The 14,804-nt window shown below is 67.7% G+C and carries 15 protein-coding genes; 5 read left to right on the top strand and 10 right to left on the bottom strand.

The window, feature by feature from the left end; genetic code table 11:
• Positions 1 to 110: 110 nt before the first annotated feature.
• Positions 111 to 758, bottom strand: coding sequence for an adenylyl-sulfate kinase (cysC, locus tag LGN17_RS17015; protein ID WP_226197828.1), 648 nt, complete (start codon positions 756 to 758; stop codon positions 111 to 113).
• Complete coding sequence (locus tag LGN17_RS17020; protein ID WP_226197829.1) at positions 758 to 1,930, bottom strand: TIGR03032 family protein; 1,173 nt, start codon at positions 1,928 to 1,930, stop codon at positions 758 to 760. Before LGN17_RS17020 ends, cysC begins: the two co-directional genes overlap by 1 nt.
• A gap of 633 nt (positions 1,931 to 2,563) precedes the next feature.
• Here LGN17_RS17020 and LGN17_RS17025 point away from each other — a divergent pair.
• Positions 2,564 to 3,127 carry a hypothetical protein gene (locus LGN17_RS17025; protein ID WP_226197830.1) on the top strand — a complete coding sequence of 188 codons (564 nt, stop codon included), beginning with the start codon at positions 2,564 to 2,566 and terminating at the stop codon, positions 3,125 to 3,127.
• Positions 3,128 to 3,163: 36 nt separating this feature from the next.
• Positions 3,164 to 4,159, top strand: coding sequence for a type II secretion system minor pseudopilin GspK (gene gspK / locus LGN17_RS17030; protein ID WP_226197831.1), 996 nt, complete (start codon positions 3,164 to 3,166; stop codon positions 4,157 to 4,159).
• Between the two features lie 21 nt (positions 4,160 to 4,180).
• Here the strand turns inward: gspK and LGN17_RS17035 are convergent, their stop codons facing one another.
• Positions 4,181 to 5,818 (bottom strand): transposase, encoded by a 1,638-nt coding sequence (locus tag LGN17_RS17035; RefSeq protein WP_226197832.1) that lies wholly within the window; start codon positions 5,816 to 5,818, stop codon positions 4,181 to 4,183.
• A gap of 182 nt (positions 5,819 to 6,000) precedes the next feature.
• Between LGN17_RS17035 and LGN17_RS17040 the strand changes: the two genes are divergently transcribed.
• Positions 6,001 to 6,825, top strand: coding sequence for a hypothetical protein (locus LGN17_RS17040; RefSeq protein ID WP_226197833.1), 825 nt, complete (start codon positions 6,001 to 6,003; stop codon positions 6,823 to 6,825).
• 271 nt (positions 6,826 to 7,096) lie between these two features.
• Here LGN17_RS17040 and LGN17_RS17045 read toward each other — a convergent pair whose 3' ends face one another.
• From LGN17_RS17045 to gspG, 6 genes are all read right to left on the bottom strand, one after another.
• Complete coding sequence (locus tag LGN17_RS17045) at positions 7,097 to 7,348, bottom strand: FecR/PupR family sigma factor regulator (protein ID WP_223274306.1); 252 nt, start codon at positions 7,346 to 7,348, stop codon at positions 7,097 to 7,099.
• Between the two features lie 257 nt (positions 7,349 to 7,605).
• Positions 7,606 to 8,601 (bottom strand): FecR family protein, encoded by a 996-nt coding sequence (locus LGN17_RS17050; protein ID WP_226197834.1) that lies wholly within the window; start codon positions 8,599 to 8,601, stop codon positions 7,606 to 7,608.
• An 11-nt stretch (positions 8,602 to 8,612) separates the two neighbouring features.
• Entirely contained in the window at positions 8,613 to 9,161 is a 549-nt protein-coding gene (locus LGN17_RS17055; protein WP_226197835.1) for an RNA polymerase sigma factor, read from the bottom strand.
• Between the two features lie 6 nt (positions 9,162 to 9,167).
• On the bottom strand, positions 9,168 to 9,914 hold the full coding sequence (locus LGN17_RS17060) for a secretin and TonB N-terminal domain-containing protein (RefSeq protein ID WP_226197836.1): 747 nt from the start codon (positions 9,912 to 9,914) through the stop codon (positions 9,168 to 9,170).
• A 182-nt stretch (positions 9,915 to 10,096) separates the two neighbouring features.
• Entirely contained in the window at positions 10,097 to 10,633 is a 537-nt protein-coding gene (locus tag LGN17_RS17065) for a GspH/FimT family pseudopilin (RefSeq protein ID WP_226197837.1), read from the bottom strand.
• On the bottom strand, positions 10,608 to 11,075 hold the full coding sequence (gene gspG, locus LGN17_RS17070; protein ID WP_226197861.1) for a type II secretion system major pseudopilin GspG: 468 nt from the start codon (positions 11,073 to 11,075) through the stop codon (positions 10,608 to 10,610). Before gspG ends, LGN17_RS17065 begins: the two co-directional genes overlap by 26 nt.
• Before the next feature lie 64 nt (positions 11,076 to 11,139).
• Between gspG and LGN17_RS17075 the strand changes: the two genes are divergently transcribed.
• A complete protein-coding gene (locus LGN17_RS17075; RefSeq protein WP_226197838.1) occupies positions 11,140 to 11,586 on the top strand; it encodes a general secretion pathway protein GspC in 447 nt (148 codons plus the stop codon).
• Positions 11,587 to 11,594: 8 nt separating this feature from the next.
• On the opposite strand, the gene gspF is transcribed toward LGN17_RS17075, so the two are convergent.
• Positions 11,595 to 12,812: a type II secretion system inner membrane protein GspF gene (gspF, locus tag LGN17_RS17080; RefSeq protein WP_226197839.1), complete on the bottom strand. Its 1,218-nt coding sequence runs from the start codon at positions 12,810 to 12,812 to the stop codon at positions 11,595 to 11,597.
• Between the two features lie 662 nt (positions 12,813 to 13,474).
• Here gspF and LGN17_RS17085 point away from each other — a divergent pair.
• Positions 13,475 to 14,776, top strand: coding sequence for a substrate-binding domain-containing protein (locus LGN17_RS17085; protein ID WP_059686201.1), 1,302 nt, complete (start codon positions 13,475 to 13,477; stop codon positions 14,774 to 14,776).
• Positions 14,777 to 14,804 lie beyond the last annotated feature (28 nt).

Consider the following 14,804-nt stretch of genomic DNA (forward strand, 5'->3'; position numbering starts at 1 on the left):
ACCGCGCCAGCCGTTCGCTCCGCTATCAAATGCCTGTTTCACTTTGATGACGATTTATTCGTCATCCTTAGCATGATCTGCGCGATGCTGTTCCGATCACCGAACCGACCTTACCCGTGATGCATCCGCGCCGCCCCCGCATCGACCGCACCGCCAAACTGCGCACACGCGAACTGCACCAGCGCATCGACGCACATCGCAAGCGAAGCACGACCCGCATCGATCTCAAGGTCGGCTGCCACCGGCGGTTCGTACGGTGCCGAAACACCCGTGAACTCCGGCAGCGCGCCACGCCGCGCCTTCGCATACAGCCCCTTCGGATCCCGCGCCTCGCAGCAGTCCAGCGACGTGCTCACATACACCTCACGGAATGTCGGCCCCACGATCGCTTTCGCTTCGTCGCGCATCGCCGCAAGCGGTGAAATGACCGCGACGATCGCAAGCGCGCCCGATTCGCTCAACAGTGCCGCGACTTCGGCGATGCGCCGCACGTTCTCGAAACGATCCTGCACCGTAAAACCGAGATCCCGATTCAACCCCTTCCGCAACCGGTCGCCATCGAGCACCACCGGATGCATGCGTCGGTCGCTCAGTCGCGCGGCCACCGCATCGGCCAACGTCGTCTTGCCCGCGCCCGACAGCCCCGTGAGCCACAGCACTCCGCCAGCCCGCTGCGGCGAGCCCCCCCACCCTGCGCGAGCCCCGTCTATCGATATGGACGAAACGACGGCCGGAAACCCGCAACGATCGATCGTCATCACGCCTTCTCCCCCGTATTCGCGGGTTCATCGTCCTCACGCGGACGCGTCTGCCAGAAGCCGCCCTGCATCGTTACGATCGACGGTGTCTCGGCCCATTGATGCGGGCTCAGGATTTCGGCGCGCCGCACGTTCGGAAGCACCTGCACGTCGAAGATCTCGTCGACGCCGTTGAAGAACTGAAGGATGCCGAGCACGTCGCCGGTGTTCGCGTCGAGCGCGGCCACCCCCGCGACCAGCACGTCCGATTCGCTTTCGATCGGCAACCCCTGCGGGCCGCGTTTGTCACGCAGCTTCGACAGGCCGACGAACAACACGCCGCCGTACTCGGCGAGACCGTGCGTAAAGCCAGGCAGCTTCGCGAGCACACGCCGCGCACCGGACTGCGGATCGATCTGCAGCACGTGGCCGCGGCCGCCTTCGAGCACATGCAGCCGCCCGCCGATCACGCGCGGCGAATGCGGCATCGACAGCCCCGATGCGACGACCCGGCCCGACGGCACCTCCATCACGATGCCGCTGCCGGCCATCCCGCTCCGCCAGCCGAACGGCTCGTTGCTCATGCCGAGCGCGGTCACGAAGCGCACCTTGCCCTCGGCAAACGCCATGCCGTTCAGGTGGCAACGATCGTCCGGTGCGGTTTCCGTCACGAACGGCGGCTGCCAGATCGGCGTGAAGTTGAAATAGCCGTCGATCACGCTGATGCACGAATAGCGCGTGTTGACCGCGAGCAGGACGTGCTTGTCGAACGCCATGTCGTGCAGGTCGAGATCGCCTGTGTAGTAGGACATGCGCGGCACGAACATCGCGTCGTAATGATCCGGGCGAACCGGATAGCGCGGCGCAAGCGTCGACACGTTCGCGAACACCATCAGCTCGTGCATCGTCGCGACCGCGAGCCGGTTGCCCGACACGGCCATCCCCATCGAGCGCGGCAACAGGCACGCGGACAGCGTGGGAACGCCATCGTCAACACCGATCACGGCGACGCCGGACGGACGGCGGCTCACGGCCAGCGAGCACTTGAGCGCCTCGAGCACCTGCAGGAAGCGCCCCGTGTCGCGCAGGTTGATGACCGGCGACAACGCCTCCGCCCGCCGTGCCGATGCATCGTCCGCCGGCGCGCCGCTATCACCGGTCGTCCTGGTTTCCTCGAACTGTTCCACTGTCATGCACCTGTCGGCTTCATGCCGCCTGATGAGAAAAAATGCGCGTATCCGCGTGCCCCCGCGCGCCGGCACGGCGCATCGGGGCCGCTTGCCGCGCACCGAGTCGCAGCTCCCACCTACCTAGACGGAACGAAGCGCGCATTGCCGCAATGTTTTTTGCGTGACGTCGATCGATCCGCCTGCACCGGCAAACGATCGACGCACGCGGCCTGCAATGCGCGCGCAGCCGCCCCTCGCGCAAGACTGGCGAGAAGCGGCGCATGACCTTGCGTGGCCCCCGTTTCGTGTACGTGTCGTCGCGTGGCCGGCGTGCGGCGCTCGGCGGTCCGCCGTTGCGCGCGGATGGCCGGCAAACGTGTCGCCGTCTGGCCGGCCGACGCGCAAAAAGCGCGACGTGCCGACGAACAGCCCGACAATCCTCGGGTTTCAACCGGGAAGTTTTTGTGACATTCCGCTGAAGATATTCACGAAACGCTCGCGAAACACGGCAAGCGATCGTCGAGACCGTTTACGCGGCGCCGCGCAATCGCGATGTGCAGCGCGGCAAACCGCCGGCATGCGCGAAATCCTGCGGCTTGCGGCTGCCCGCTTCGTCCTAGCTATTGAGACCAGAACACGTCACCGACAGGACCCTCCATGTCATTCGCCACGATGCTCGTACGGTGGCTCGCCGGGCGATTGTCCGGCGCCGCCGGAATGCCGGGCCGGCCGCTTCCGCCCGCCGCTCATGCCGCGCTGATTCCGCCGCTGCGCTGGCGCGGGCCGTGGCTCGCGTGGCAACTGCTGTCGTGGTCCGTCCTCACCTTGCTCGCGCCGCCGATCTGGATGATCGGCACGCTGCTGCTGATCAATCCGGCGAGCGACCAGCCGCTGTTCTGGCGACTCGCGATGGCGATCGTGCCGGTCGCAAACGGGGTCGCGATCGTCGCGACGAACCAGCGGCATCACCGCATGCCGTTCACGCGGCGCCCGGTCGTCGCGGCACACATGTTCGGCATCGCGATGGCCGTCGGCTGTGCGCTGTTCGTGCTGCTGCTGTGGCGCTCGCACGCAATCGCCAGCCTGGTCGGCCCGCTGGCAAACGACGGCATGCGTCCCGCGACGCTCGCGTGCTGGGTCGCGGGGCTCGCCGCGCTGTTCGGCGTTACGTCATCTGCGCATGCGAGCATCGCGCATGCGTGGCTGGCGTTCGAGGTGTGAGCGCACCGCGCGGACAGACACTGCGGAGGCACGCGGATGCATCGATACGGGACGGGAAGGACGGCGCGCGCGCGGCGCGAACGCGGCATCGCGATCGTGACGGTGCTGCTCGTCGTCGCGCTGGCGGCCACGCTGGCCGCCAGCGTGCTGTGGCGCCAGCAGGTCGCGACGCGCGACGTCGAGAACCAGCGGCTCGCCACGCAGACGATGTGGATCGAGCGCGCCGCGGTCGAATGGGCGCGCGCGACACTGCGCGCGCAAAGCGCGACGTCGAACGTCACGTTCGTCGGCCAGCCGTGGTCCGCACCGGTCGCCGACGTACAGCTCTCGGACCTGCTGCCGTCCGACGCGCTGGCGGTCAACGCCGAGCTGTCGCGCGCGTGGATCTCGGGCAGCGTCGAGGACGCGCAGGCGCGCTTCAACCTGACGAACCTCGTGTCGCGCGCGGCGCCCGGCAAGCCGTGGCAGTCCAGCGGCGAAGGCGTGCTGGCGTACCGGCGCCTGCTCGGCCAGCTGTCGCTCGATCCCGCGCTCGCGCAATCGACGGCCGACTACATGCTGCGCTCGCTGCGCGACGCGAACGGCCCTGACGGCTGGCCGCTGCAGCTCGTGTCCGTCGACGATCTCGCGCGCATTCCCGGCTACGACGCGCGCGTGATCGAAGCGATCGCGCCATTCGTGACGATCCTGCCCGACCTGACCGTCGTCAATGCGAACACCGCGGCCGAACCCGTGCTCATGGCCGCGATTCCGAGGCTGTCGCCGAGTCAGGCCAAGCGGCTCGTCGACCGGCGCGCGACTGCCTATTTCGTCAGTACCGGCGACATCGCCGAATACCTGCTGCCGGCGCAGGGCGGCAACCCGACGCTGCCGGACGGCTCGGCCGTCGGCGTGAACAGCGGCTATTTCCTCGTGCATTGCCGCGTGCACTCGACGCGGATCAACACGCGTATCGACACGCTGATCGCGCGCTACGGCAGCGGCAATTTCGCGTGGACGTCGGTCATCTGGGTACGACGGCTCACGAGTTGAAGCCGACGAGCCGGCGGCACGCTAGACCCGCGACAACTCGCCCAACCCGACCGCACGCACGCCTTGCGGCGTCACCGCCGCATCGAACGACAGCCGCGTGAAGCTCGTCTCGCGCACTTCGCCGAGCAGCCGGTTCCAGTCGTCGATCGACACGAGCAGCGCGATCGGCCGGTTGTACTTGGTCACCATCACGAGCGCCTCGCCCGCATGCCGCAGCGCCTTCGACGGGTTGCTGCTGAAGTCGCGCGTCGCCATCGCGATCGTGCGCAGGCTGAACACGTTGGCGGCCGGATCGTCGCCGTCGTCGTGCATCAGGCGCTCGAGCGTCGCCGCGCGCAGCAGCGCCTGCGACTTCGCGGAAAGCCGGTTGTCGCGGCGCCGACGCCGCTCGCTGCGCGGGTCGACGTGCACGGCGAGCATCCGCACGATCTGGCCGAGCGTCGTCGCGGGCAGCTGGTCGTAACGCTGCCACCAGTCGGGCGGCAGCGCGATCATCATGCCCGCGTAGGTCGCCGTCACGCCGTCGGCGATCAGCGACGGCAAGCGGTCGACGTCACGCGCATCGAGATCGAGCGCACCGCCGACGACGCGCGTCATCACGCTGAACGCGTTGTATGCAAACGCGGCGATCCCGCTCGCCAGCAGCGCCGCGCGCGCGGGCACGGCGCCGAACGGCGCGCCGCCCGTGACGGGCTCGAGCGCCAGCGGCAGCGCGTCGCGCCAACGCCGGCAAGACAGCGCCACGACCTGCGGTGCGTCGAACCGCTCGGCCGGCAGATCGGTCAACAGCGTGACGACTTCGCCGGGCGCCTCCGCGCGGTGCCATTCGATGCGCCGAAACGCGCCCGACACGCCGCCTTCGCCGGCCATCCCGACGGTTTGTTCGCGCAGCCGCCCGTCGCCGAACACGCCACCCTCCTGCCAGTCGCCAAGCGGCCGGCACGCGGCCGAGCGGCCGTATTCACGCAGCACGAACGCGCCGCCGCGGCGCGGCCAGCCGGAAAGGAGCGCGTCCGTATCGAAGCGCCCATCGACGATCCACAGCTCGCCGGGCCGCACCGTTTCGAGCAGCGCGCCGACGAACGCACGCTCGTGCGTCCGGCCACGCTCGCAAGGCAGCAAGTCGACGATCATCCCGAGCTCCGGATCGTAGACCGGCAGGACTCGCGCACCGCTCGCCGCCGCATCACGTGCGGGGTCGTCGCACGCGCGCCCGCAGTCGCATCCGCCGGCCTGTGGCGCGCAAGCCTCGCCGGTACCGTCCAGCACACGCAGCCGCATCCCGTCGACTGCATGCGCGCCGTCGGCGTTATGCGCCGACGCGACCGGCAGCAGCAGTTCGACACTGTCCTTTGCCAGCGCACGCCCCCAGCCGGCACGCCACCGGCTCATGCAATCGTGCAGTGCCGTCACGGCCGCGCCGAACCCAGGCGTAGCGGCCACGCCGGCATCCGGCATCCGCTGCCACGCGGCAATCGACGCGATCGCGTCGACGGCGAGCGCAAACAGCGCCTCGCGGATCGACTCGCCGTCGGGTTCGTCGCCGGCGTCCGCCGCGGCGCCGATCCAGTCGTCGTGCAGCGCGCATTGCAGCACGAGCCGCGCCATGATCGTCATAGGGCTCTGCTCGACAAAGCGTTCCACGATCGTGCGCATCATCGGATTACCCCACACTGTCTGGTTGATCGCACGCGCCGCCGCAACGGCATGCGCACGCGTGCGTCGCGATACGTTCGCACTTGACGGGCTGCCCGCGACGCCGCAGCATCGTGGGCGACCGGACCCGCGCGACGGCGCGCCGCCGCGGCGGTCCGCCCGCAATCGATGCACGAGGCACCGGCATGTACGTAGATCCCCGCGTGGCCCATGGCCGCGCCCGGTTCGACCTGAGCGGCTCGCCGCGGCTCGTCGCCGACGAGCGCCGCTGGGAAATCAGCGACGTCGTCACGCGCGGTCTCGACGATTTCACGGGCGTGCGTAACCGCCGCAACCTGATGCGGCTGCTCGAGCGCCAGATCGCGCCGAAGCTCGCGCGCCTCGGGCTCGAGCCGTACGTCGGCGTGCTCGGTCATGCCGAAGGGTTGTTCGTCAACTTCTCGACGATGAGCGCCGAGCACGGCCTGCGCGAATTCCAGCTTCAGCTGACGGTGCCCGACCTCGTGCTGCGCAGTTTCGCGTCGAACGTGATCCGGCCGCACGCGGTCGCACGCTGCATGCAGCGCAACGGCGTGATGTCGCTGGCGGAAATCGAACACGAAACGCGCATTGCGTTCGTCGCGGCGCGCGTGATGCGCTCGCTGGCCCTCGCGGAAGGCTGGCAGCAGATCGGCGTGCCGACGCCGCACGGGCTGTTCGTCGGCGCGCTGACCGACGCGCACGACATCGCGATGAACACCTATTTCCGGCCTGGCGACAACGACCGTCCGTCGCGCTGGAGCGGCTTCTCGGCCCTCTTCTCGTCGATGCCGGACTGGCGGCCGGAACAGGTCCGGCACGGCGGCGATCTGCTGCAATGGATGGTCAAACATATCGTGGCCCTGCAAGAATCCGCACCGTTCGTGGAACGCTTTCCCTTTCTGCGCGAGCCGCTGCGCGGTGCCGGCGATCCGCTCGACGCCGCCTGGAACGGCGCACGCGCCGGCCTGCAGCCCGGGGCGCCATCCTGAATCCCGGGTCGTAAATCCGGGCCTGCATGACGCGGCCGGCACATCGGCGCCACACGCCCGCCACCGTGCGTGCACGGTGATCCGGGGGCCCATTCAGGCCCCCGTTCCCCGGTCTCCGCACTACAGCCCCTCCGCACTGCCCCCTCGCTCTCTCATATACAAGGTCGAAGCGGGCCCGCATAACCCGCAGACTTTCTTGCAACGCCCGTGCGCCGCCGCGCGAACGCGAATGCGCACCATGCCAGTGCAGTGCGCGCGCAAAGCCGCCGCATCAATGCGTACGCGTCGACCCGCCCGGCTCCGGGCGGCCGACCGTCTCCAGCACGGCCCACATCCAGATCAGCTCGCGGACCGTGCGCGCATGCTCGTCGCTCTGCGCGCGCCAGCACGCAAACGCATCCAGTTCCTGTTGCGTCGTGTCGCCGGTGCGCAACCACAGCAGCCAGCGCACCGCGCCCTCGCGGATCGCATCGGCGCGCGTATTCGCGTCGCCGGGATCCTTGTCCCGTTGCGATTCGTTCATGATCACGCCACCGCCCGAAGCTCCATCGACACACATCCCCCGCACCGCGCATCGCTGCACGGCCGGGGCGCTTGCCACCCACGCCTCGGGTCCGACGACGTCACACCGGGCCGCCATGACAGACGGCCCGGCGTTTGCCGGCCCTCATTGATCAAGTCGTATCGGACGGCCGTAACCCGCAGTGCGCGGACAGCCGCAAGCGCCGCGAACGCATCGCCGGCGGGAAGGAGAACGGGAAGTAAAGCGCGGGGAGCCGGTCAGGTCAGCAGCACGATGTTGCCCGGCAGGCGCGTGATGTGCGCGCCATACAAGCGGCCGACCATGTCGATCACGTCGTCGAGCCGCGTGATCGGGAACTGCGCCTGCATCCGGTTTTCGCCGAGCGACGCGCTGCGCAGGATGACCTTGCCGCGCCGGTAGCGATTGATCTCGTCGACGACGTCGGATAACGGCGCGCCATTGAACACCAGCATCCCGCGCCGCCATGCGCTGACCGCGCCCGGATCGATCCGCGACACGGGCTGCACGCCGCGATCGTCGTACACGACCTGATCGTCGGCCGTCAGCGTGCGCGCGCCGCGCGGATGCTCGAGCGCGACCGTACCGGAGAGGCAGGTCACGCAGACCTGCGAGCCGGTGCGCCGCACGTTGAAGCGCGCGACGGTCGCCTGCATGCGGCCGCCGCCCGCCACCACGGTGACGGGCCGGATCGGCGTCGCGCGGTCGGCCGGCGGCGCGGCCGCGTCGATCTCCGCCTCGCCGGCGACGACTTCGACGCCGTGCGCGGCATCGCTCGCGGCCAGTACGTCGAGGCGCGTCTGCGTATTCAGCTCCACCGTCACGCGTGACGACAGCGCGACGCTGCGCTGTTCGCCGGTGCCCGTGTGGTAATCGGCCGCGAGATCGCCGAGCGACGGCCACAACTGCATCGGCGGGCGCAACGCGAGCCACGACGCGCCGGCCGCGACCGCGAAGCCGATGAACGCGCGCCGCCCGGTGCGCATCGTGCGCTCGCGTTTTGCAACGTTTGCCCAGGCAGCGGCCGCCCGTTCCTCGTGCGCGAGTTCGGTCGCCGCCGTGCGCAGCGAGCGCCAGGTATCGCGCAGCAGATCGGCGGCTTGCGGACGATCGGCGCACCAGCGCTCGAACGCATCGGCTTCGGCCTGGCTCGCGTCTCCCGAGCGCAGACGCAGCAGCCACGCACTCGCTTCGTCGAGTTCGTCGTGGGCAGGTTCGGCCTGGGCTTTCGTCATCGTCCTGATGCTCAAAATTTACGCGGGCCGCCTCGCGTGCCCGGGTACGGATCGCCGTCTTCCTGCATGCGCTGCAGGCAGTACTTCATTGCCGCACTCAGCTCGCTTTCGACGAGCCGCAGCGAAATGCCGAAATGCTCGGCGATCTCGCGGTTCAGCAGGCCGTCCACGCGGGCGGCCAGCAGGATCGCGCGGCGCCGCGGCGGCAGGCCGCGCAGCACGTCCTTCAGTGTCTCGACCTTGCGGCGCGCCGCGACGATGCGCTCCGGATCGGCCAGTTCGTCGGGCATCTCGAGCAGCGTCTCGACATCGTCGTCGTGCAGATGCCTGCGTTCGCGGCGATGCTGGTCGATCGCGACATTGTTCGCCATCCCGAGTATATAGGCGTCCGCGTTCGTCACCTGCGTGGAGACGTTCGCGTTCTCGAGGCGCAGCCAGGTCTCGTGCAGCGCGTCGGCGGCACCGTCCTTCGACCCGGTCACGCGCTCGAGGCGCCTGACGAGGTACGCGTAGCGCGTCGCCAGCAGATTCCGGAGCCCGGAGCGGTTGCTGTCGGACATGACGGCCTAGCTCCGACCGGCCGGCTGCGGCGCCGGACAGCGGAAATGCACGCCGTTGCCGGCCGGCCGCAGCAGGATCGTGACCGGCTGCGGCAGGTCTGCCGGCGGCGCGTCGTCCAGCTTCAATGCGCGCAGCGCGCGCATCACCGCCGCGTCGCGGGCGGCCGAACCGCTCGATGCCACCATGTTGACCGCCACCACCGCCCCCCTGTTGTCGATGCGCACCTGCGCGACGAGTCGATAGCTGCCCGGCACCGCTCCCGGCTGCACGCAGAGCGCATCGATCAGACGCGCCTGCAGCAGGCCCGCGAACGCGCGCCGATCGTCGGAATCGCCGATCCCGTCGATCGGCAAGGCCGCATCCGCCGGCATGTCGGCCGTCGCGGGCGCCTGCTCGGCGGCCGGCTGTGCGACGATGATCGCTTCGTCCGGGCGCGAGAATTCCGCACGCAACCCCGTTCCGGCCAGCATCCGCTCGAGCGCGTCGCGCGGCGTGAATTCGCCCTGGACCGGCGCACTCGTGCGCCCGTCGAGCAGCGGCGCCGGCGCCAGCACGATCAGCTCGGTGAGCCGCGCGAAGTCCTGCAAGGTCTTCGCGAGCGGCTGCGCGGGCAGATCGAAACGCACCACGCTGCCCGGCCGGCGGACGATGGAACCGGTCTCCTGCGCGTGTATGCCGTGCATGCACGGCACGACGAACGCCAGCCACGCGACGAGCGCCAGGACACCGGTCGGCGCCCGTGAACGAGTCATGAATCCCTGGACGGAAGTGGAGTTGCACGTTGCCGGCGAAACGCGCACCCCCGTGAGCGGTTCCGCAGCAAACGAACGTCAGATTGTGAGCGGGCACTATGACAGTCCGGTGAAGCGTGCAGCGATGCGATTCAATCGCGGCGCGTTCCCACATTGCGGGCATGCCAGGCGCCGAACGTCGCTCACGGCCGGCGCACGACGAAGTTGCCGATGCCCGTGCCGACGACGGCCATCCGCACGTCGCCGGACCACAGCGTGATCGTCACGGGCACGTCGATGCCTTCACTGCCGAGCACGACGCGCGACGGCACTTCGCCTCCGCCGGTGTACCGCACCGACACGCCCGTCACTTCCGCGCCCCAGCGGCGTGCGCGATACATGTCGTCGCTCATCGGTGCCCACGCGCCGCTTTCGGTGCGCTGCACGAAGCGATAGCCGCCGCCGATCGGCTGCCATGCGATCGGGATCGACCGCACCTGCGCTTCGTCGCCGGCCGATTCGAGCAGGTTCGCGAGGCGCTGCGCCTCCTCCGCTAGATCGGTGCGGCGATTACGCGACGGCGCGAGCGTCACGACCGCGACCAGCAGCCCCACGATCACGAGCACGACCAGCATCTCCAGCAGCGTGAAACCCGTCGACGTACGACGCACGACGCGCGTGTGTCGTATGCGGCGGTTCACGACGCGCACGCCGTCACTGCCACGAGCCGATGTCCGCATCGTTCCCCTCGCCGCCCGGTTTGCCGTCCGCGCCGTAGCTGAACACGTCGATCGCGCCGTGCGCGCCCGGGTTCAGATATTGATACGCGTTACCCCACGGATCCTTCGGCAGCCGCTCCAGATAGCCACCGTCCTTCCAGTTGTTCGGCACCGGATCGGCGGCCGGCTTCTGGACCAGCGCGGTCAGCCCCTGCTCCTGCGACGGATAGCGGCCGTTGTCCAGGCGATACAGGTTCAACGACTGCATCATCGTGCCGATGTCCTGCTTCGCGGCGATGCGGCGCGCCTCGTCCGGACGGCTCATGATCTTCGGCACGATCAGCGCCGCGAGAATCCCGAGGATCGCGACCACCACCATGATCTCGATCAGCGTGAAGCCGCGTTGCGTGTGTCCTCCCGAGTGACCGGCGTATCGCGTTGGGGTTTCGTTGGGCCCCGTCATCATGCATTCACCCTCGCAACAAAGAATGGAAAACCTCTTCTGTTCATCGCACCGACCTGTCGCCATGAAACCGTTCGACCTGCTTCGCATCGCGCCTTCGCGCGCCGATCTCGTTCCACTCGCCGCGACGCTCGCGGCCGCGGCCGCACTCGTGACCGTGTCGCTGTGGGCCGTGCGCGTGCTGAGCGCTGCCGATGCGCCGGTCGCGACGCTTGCACCGCCGCCCGCGCCGATCGACGTCGCCGCCGGCGCGCGGCTGTTCGGTGCAAAACCCAACGACGGCCGCGATGCCATCCAGCTGCTCGGCGTGCTCGCCTTCGATGCACACCGAGCGGCGGCGATCGTCAGCGTCGGCGGCGATGCCTCGCGCGTCGTGTCACTCGGCGCGGCGATCGGCGAAGCCGCGAAGCTGGCCGAGATTCGCGCACGCTCGATCGTCGTCGACCGCAACGGGCTGCATCGCGAGATCGCTCTGCCCGCCGCGGAGAAGGCCAACGCGTACGTGCGCTGAGCGGCGCATCACTGCACCATGTTGTTCAGCTCGATGATCGGCATCATCACCGCCAGCACGATCACGAGCACCACGCCGCCCGTCGCGAGAATCAGCAGCGGTTCGAGCAGGCTCGTCAGAAACATCGTGCGGCGCTCCAGCTCGCGCGATTCGCCTTCGGACGCGCGATCGAGCATCGTCGTCACGTCGCCGGTCGCCTCGCCCGAACGGATCAGGTGCACGAGCACCGGGGGGAACGTCTTCGTATGCGCCAGCGCGCGTGACAGTGCCGAGCCCTCGCGCACGCGCACGATCGCATCGTCGACGTTCGCGCGCATCGCGCGGTTCGATAACGTCTCGCCGGCCGCCTGCAGCGCGCGCAGGATCGGCACGCCGGCCGCCGTGAGAATGCCGAGCGTGCTGGCGAAGCGCACCGTGTTGTAGCCGCGTACAAGCTTGCCGGCGAGCGGCGCGGTCAGCACCCACGTGTCGAACCTGAGCCGCGGCGCGTCGCGCGACAGCACCTTGCGGATCGCATGGACGAGCGCGGCCGTCGCAGCCAGCGACGCCCACCACCAGTGCCGCACGAAGTCCGACAGCGCGAGCATCACGACCGTCAGCGTCGGCAGCTGCTGCTTCGTGCTGGTGAACACGTTCGCGACCTGCGGCACCACGTAGCTCAGCAGGAACGTGACGATGCCGAACGCGATCAGCGTGACGATGCCCGGATACGTGAACGCGAGCAGGATCTTTTGTTTCAGCGCGTTGCTTTGCTCGATGTAGTCGGCCAGGCGCGACAGCACGATGCCGAGCTTGCCGGTGTGCTCGCCGGCCGCAACGAGCGCGCGATAGATCTCCGGGAAATCACGCGGATGCTGGCTCAGCGCGTTCGCGAACGAATGGCCACCGACGACTTCCGCGCGGATCGACGCCATCAGCTCGCGCACGTAGTCGCGCTCGGCCTGCTCGCTCAGCACCGACAGCGCTTCGTCGAGCGGCAGCCCCGCGACCAGCAGGCTCGCGAGCTGGCGGGTGATGATCGCCTGCTCGCGCTGCGACAGCTTGCGGCCGAGCGACAGGCGTTGATGACGTTCGCCGTGCAGGCGCTGCGCGGCGAGTTCGACGACGAGCGGCGTGAGCCCCTGCGTACGCAGATGGCTGCGGCCTGCGCGTGCGCTGTCGGCTTCGAGCACGCCTTTCAGCGTGCGGCCGGTGGGATCGATCGCTTCGTAGCGGAATGCCGACATGTCTGTGCCCTCGTGTCACGCGTGCGACTTTTTCGGCGACGGCGCGCAATGTGCCGGACGGAGTCGCCGGGGAAGACTACGGAGCGAACCGGCGCAGATTTGTGACGGATGTTGGGCTACCTTTTTTGGCGGGGTTTATTACCTGCTATCGTTATTCTTATAACGTAAAAACGATTACAAACTCAACGAATCAATTAATCGGTCACACATTAAATACATGCGACCATCGTCAATCTTAAATTTTCATATTTTCGCGGAAATCGGAAGAAATACATCAAAACTGACGACATTCATCAACGCGCAGAATGTTCCGTAACATCCGCCACACAACCGTCTTGAAGTTGGGATAGCCGCGCGCGGGCTCGCATGCTACGTCGACGGCTTCCGTCAAGCGTGATAAGGATTCCCGCGCACGACCCGCCGAACGATTCCGGCTGCGTCCCAATATCTGGACGCACCGACCGGTACCGAATAACGCTTCAATCGACGCTTTACTCATCCGAATAACGCAATGTCTCATTCAACAAAAATGTTACGCATCATTCGTTATTAAAAATTCACACGCGTCATTCGTATTTCCCCCTACATTTACCCGGCGGTCCATAAGCATTCCAACCGCAGTAGCAGGGGTTCCCGTTTATCTTCGTTCAAGGAAATTTCTCATGAAATCCAGCAAGCGCAAGATCTGTCAAGTCCTCGCTCTCGTTGTTTCCGGTCTGGGTGCCACGGCCGCAATGGCCGCGGACATCCACGGCGGCGGTTCGTCGCTCGTCGCCCCGACCATCGGCGCGATCGGCAACACCGCGACCGAAATCGGCCTGTTCGGCACCGCCGAAGGCTCGTTCACGTACTACTCGGTTGGCTCGGGTGCCGGCCAGAACGCGTTCCTGAACAACCAGCCGACGTATTTCGGCTCGACGGTCACGGGCACGGTCCACTTCGCGAACAGCGATGCGGCGCTGTCGACCGCCCAGCTCACGTCGTACAAGGCCGGCCTCGGCGCGACCAACGGCCCGCTGATCCAGATCCCGTACATCGTCACGCCGATCACGGTGCCGGTCGTCAACGGCCCGGCCGTCACGAGCACGACGACGCCGCAAACGACGCCGGGTCAAGCGCACAGCATCGCGCTGAACGACAACGACCTGTGCGGCATCTTCTCGGGCAAGCTGACCGACTGGAACCAGGTCATCAACCCGCAAACGGGTTCTGCGTACACGACGACCAGCTCGCCGATCAAGGTCGTCTACCGTTCGGACGGCAGCGGCACGACCGAACTGCTGACCCGCCACCTGGCAGCTGTCTGCTCGAGCGCCAATACGGCCACGGGCGTAACGTTCGTCGATTCGCTGACGTTCACGGCTTCTTTCCCGGGCGGCGTACCGGCAAACTTCACGCCGGCTTCGGGTAGCGGCGGCGTCCGTTCGCAACTGGTGAGCTATCAGTCGGCCGGTACGGCTGCTGTCGCTTACCTGAGCCCGGACTACACGAACACGTTCCTGGCTCCGCAAAGCACGGTGGTGACGCCGGCCAGCGCATTCCAGATCCCGGTTGCTAGCCTCGTGAACGCGACGAACGGCGTGTACTACGCACCGACGTATGCGAACGCAACGACGGCGCTCAGCACGGCAACCGTGCCGAGCGGCCAAGCTCGCGCCGCCAATCAGGCCAACTGGGTGCCGAACGTCGGCAATCCGGGTTCGGGCTATCCGGTTTCCGGCACCAGCCAGATCATCCTGAGCCAGTGCTATGCGGATTCGTCGGTCAAGACCGCCGTGCACGACTTCCTGAACGCTCACTTCACGAACGCCAGCTTTGCGTCGATCGTTCATGGCAACGGCTTCGATACCGTGTCGTCGAACTTCCAGACGGCGATTTCGGCCGACTTCCTGAGCAACACGAGCGGCTACAACCTCGACATCGGCAACACGGGCGTCTGCACGGGCTCGGTCACCGGTCGTTAAGCGGTTGACGGACCACAAGGTCCGTCGT

Origin of the sequence: Burkholderia sp. AU30280 (genome assembly GCF_020420125.1) — a bacterium.
Classification (GTDB): domain Bacteria; phylum Pseudomonadota; class Gammaproteobacteria; order Burkholderiales; family Burkholderiaceae; genus Burkholderia.

Bases quoted from the DNA above. Each gene is read 5' to 3' on its own strand.
- LGN17_RS17055 (WP_226197835.1), bottom strand. From the start codon at position 9,161: ATGTCCGACAGCAACCGCTCCGGGCTCCGGAATCTGCTGGCGACGCGC.
- LGN17_RS17060 (WP_226197836.1), bottom strand. From the start codon at position 9,914: ATGACTCGTTCACGGGCGCCGACCGGTGTCCTGGCGCTCGTCGCGTGG.
- cysC (WP_226197828.1), bottom strand. From the start codon at position 758: ATGACGATCGATCGTTGCGGGTTTCCGGCCGTCGTTTCGTCCATATCG.
- LGN17_RS17025 (WP_226197830.1), top strand. From the start codon at position 2,564: ATGTCATTCGCCACGATGCTCGTACGGTGGCTCGCCGGGCGATTGTCC.
- gspG (WP_226197861.1), bottom strand. From the start codon at position 11,075: ATGACGGGGCCCAACGAAACCCCAACGCGATACGCCGGTCACTCGGGA.
- LGN17_RS17085 (WP_059686201.1), top strand. From the start codon at position 13,475: ATGAAATCCAGCAAGCGCAAGATCTGTCAAGTCCTCGCTCTCGTTGTT.
- gspK (WP_226197831.1), top strand. From the start codon at position 3,164: ATGCATCGATACGGGACGGGAAGGACGGCGCGCGCGCGGCGCGAACGC.
- gspF (WP_226197839.1), bottom strand. From the start codon at position 12,812: ATGTCGGCATTCCGCTACGAAGCGATCGATCCCACCGGCCGCACGCTG.
- LGN17_RS17075 (WP_226197838.1), top strand. From the start codon at position 11,140: ATGAAACCGTTCGACCTGCTTCGCATCGCGCCTTCGCGCGCCGATCTC.
- LGN17_RS17065 (WP_226197837.1), bottom strand. From the start codon at position 10,633: ATGCGGACATCGGCTCGTGGCAGTGACGGCGTGCGCGTCGTGAACCGC.
- LGN17_RS17035 (WP_226197832.1), bottom strand. From the start codon at position 5,818: ATGATGCGCACGATCGTGGAACGCTTTGTCGAGCAGAGCCCTATGACG.
- LGN17_RS17050 (WP_226197834.1), bottom strand. From the start codon at position 8,601: ATGACGAAAGCCCAGGCCGAACCTGCCCACGACGAACTCGACGAAGCG.
- LGN17_RS17020 (WP_226197829.1), bottom strand. From the start codon at position 1,930: ATGACAGTGGAACAGTTCGAGGAAACCAGGACGACCGGTGATAGCGGC.
- LGN17_RS17040 (WP_226197833.1), top strand. From the start codon at position 6,001: ATGTACGTAGATCCCCGCGTGGCCCATGGCCGCGCCCGGTTCGACCTG.
- LGN17_RS17045 (WP_223274306.1), bottom strand. From the start codon at position 7,348: ATGAACGAATCGCAACGGGACAAGGATCCCGGCGACGCGAATACGCGC.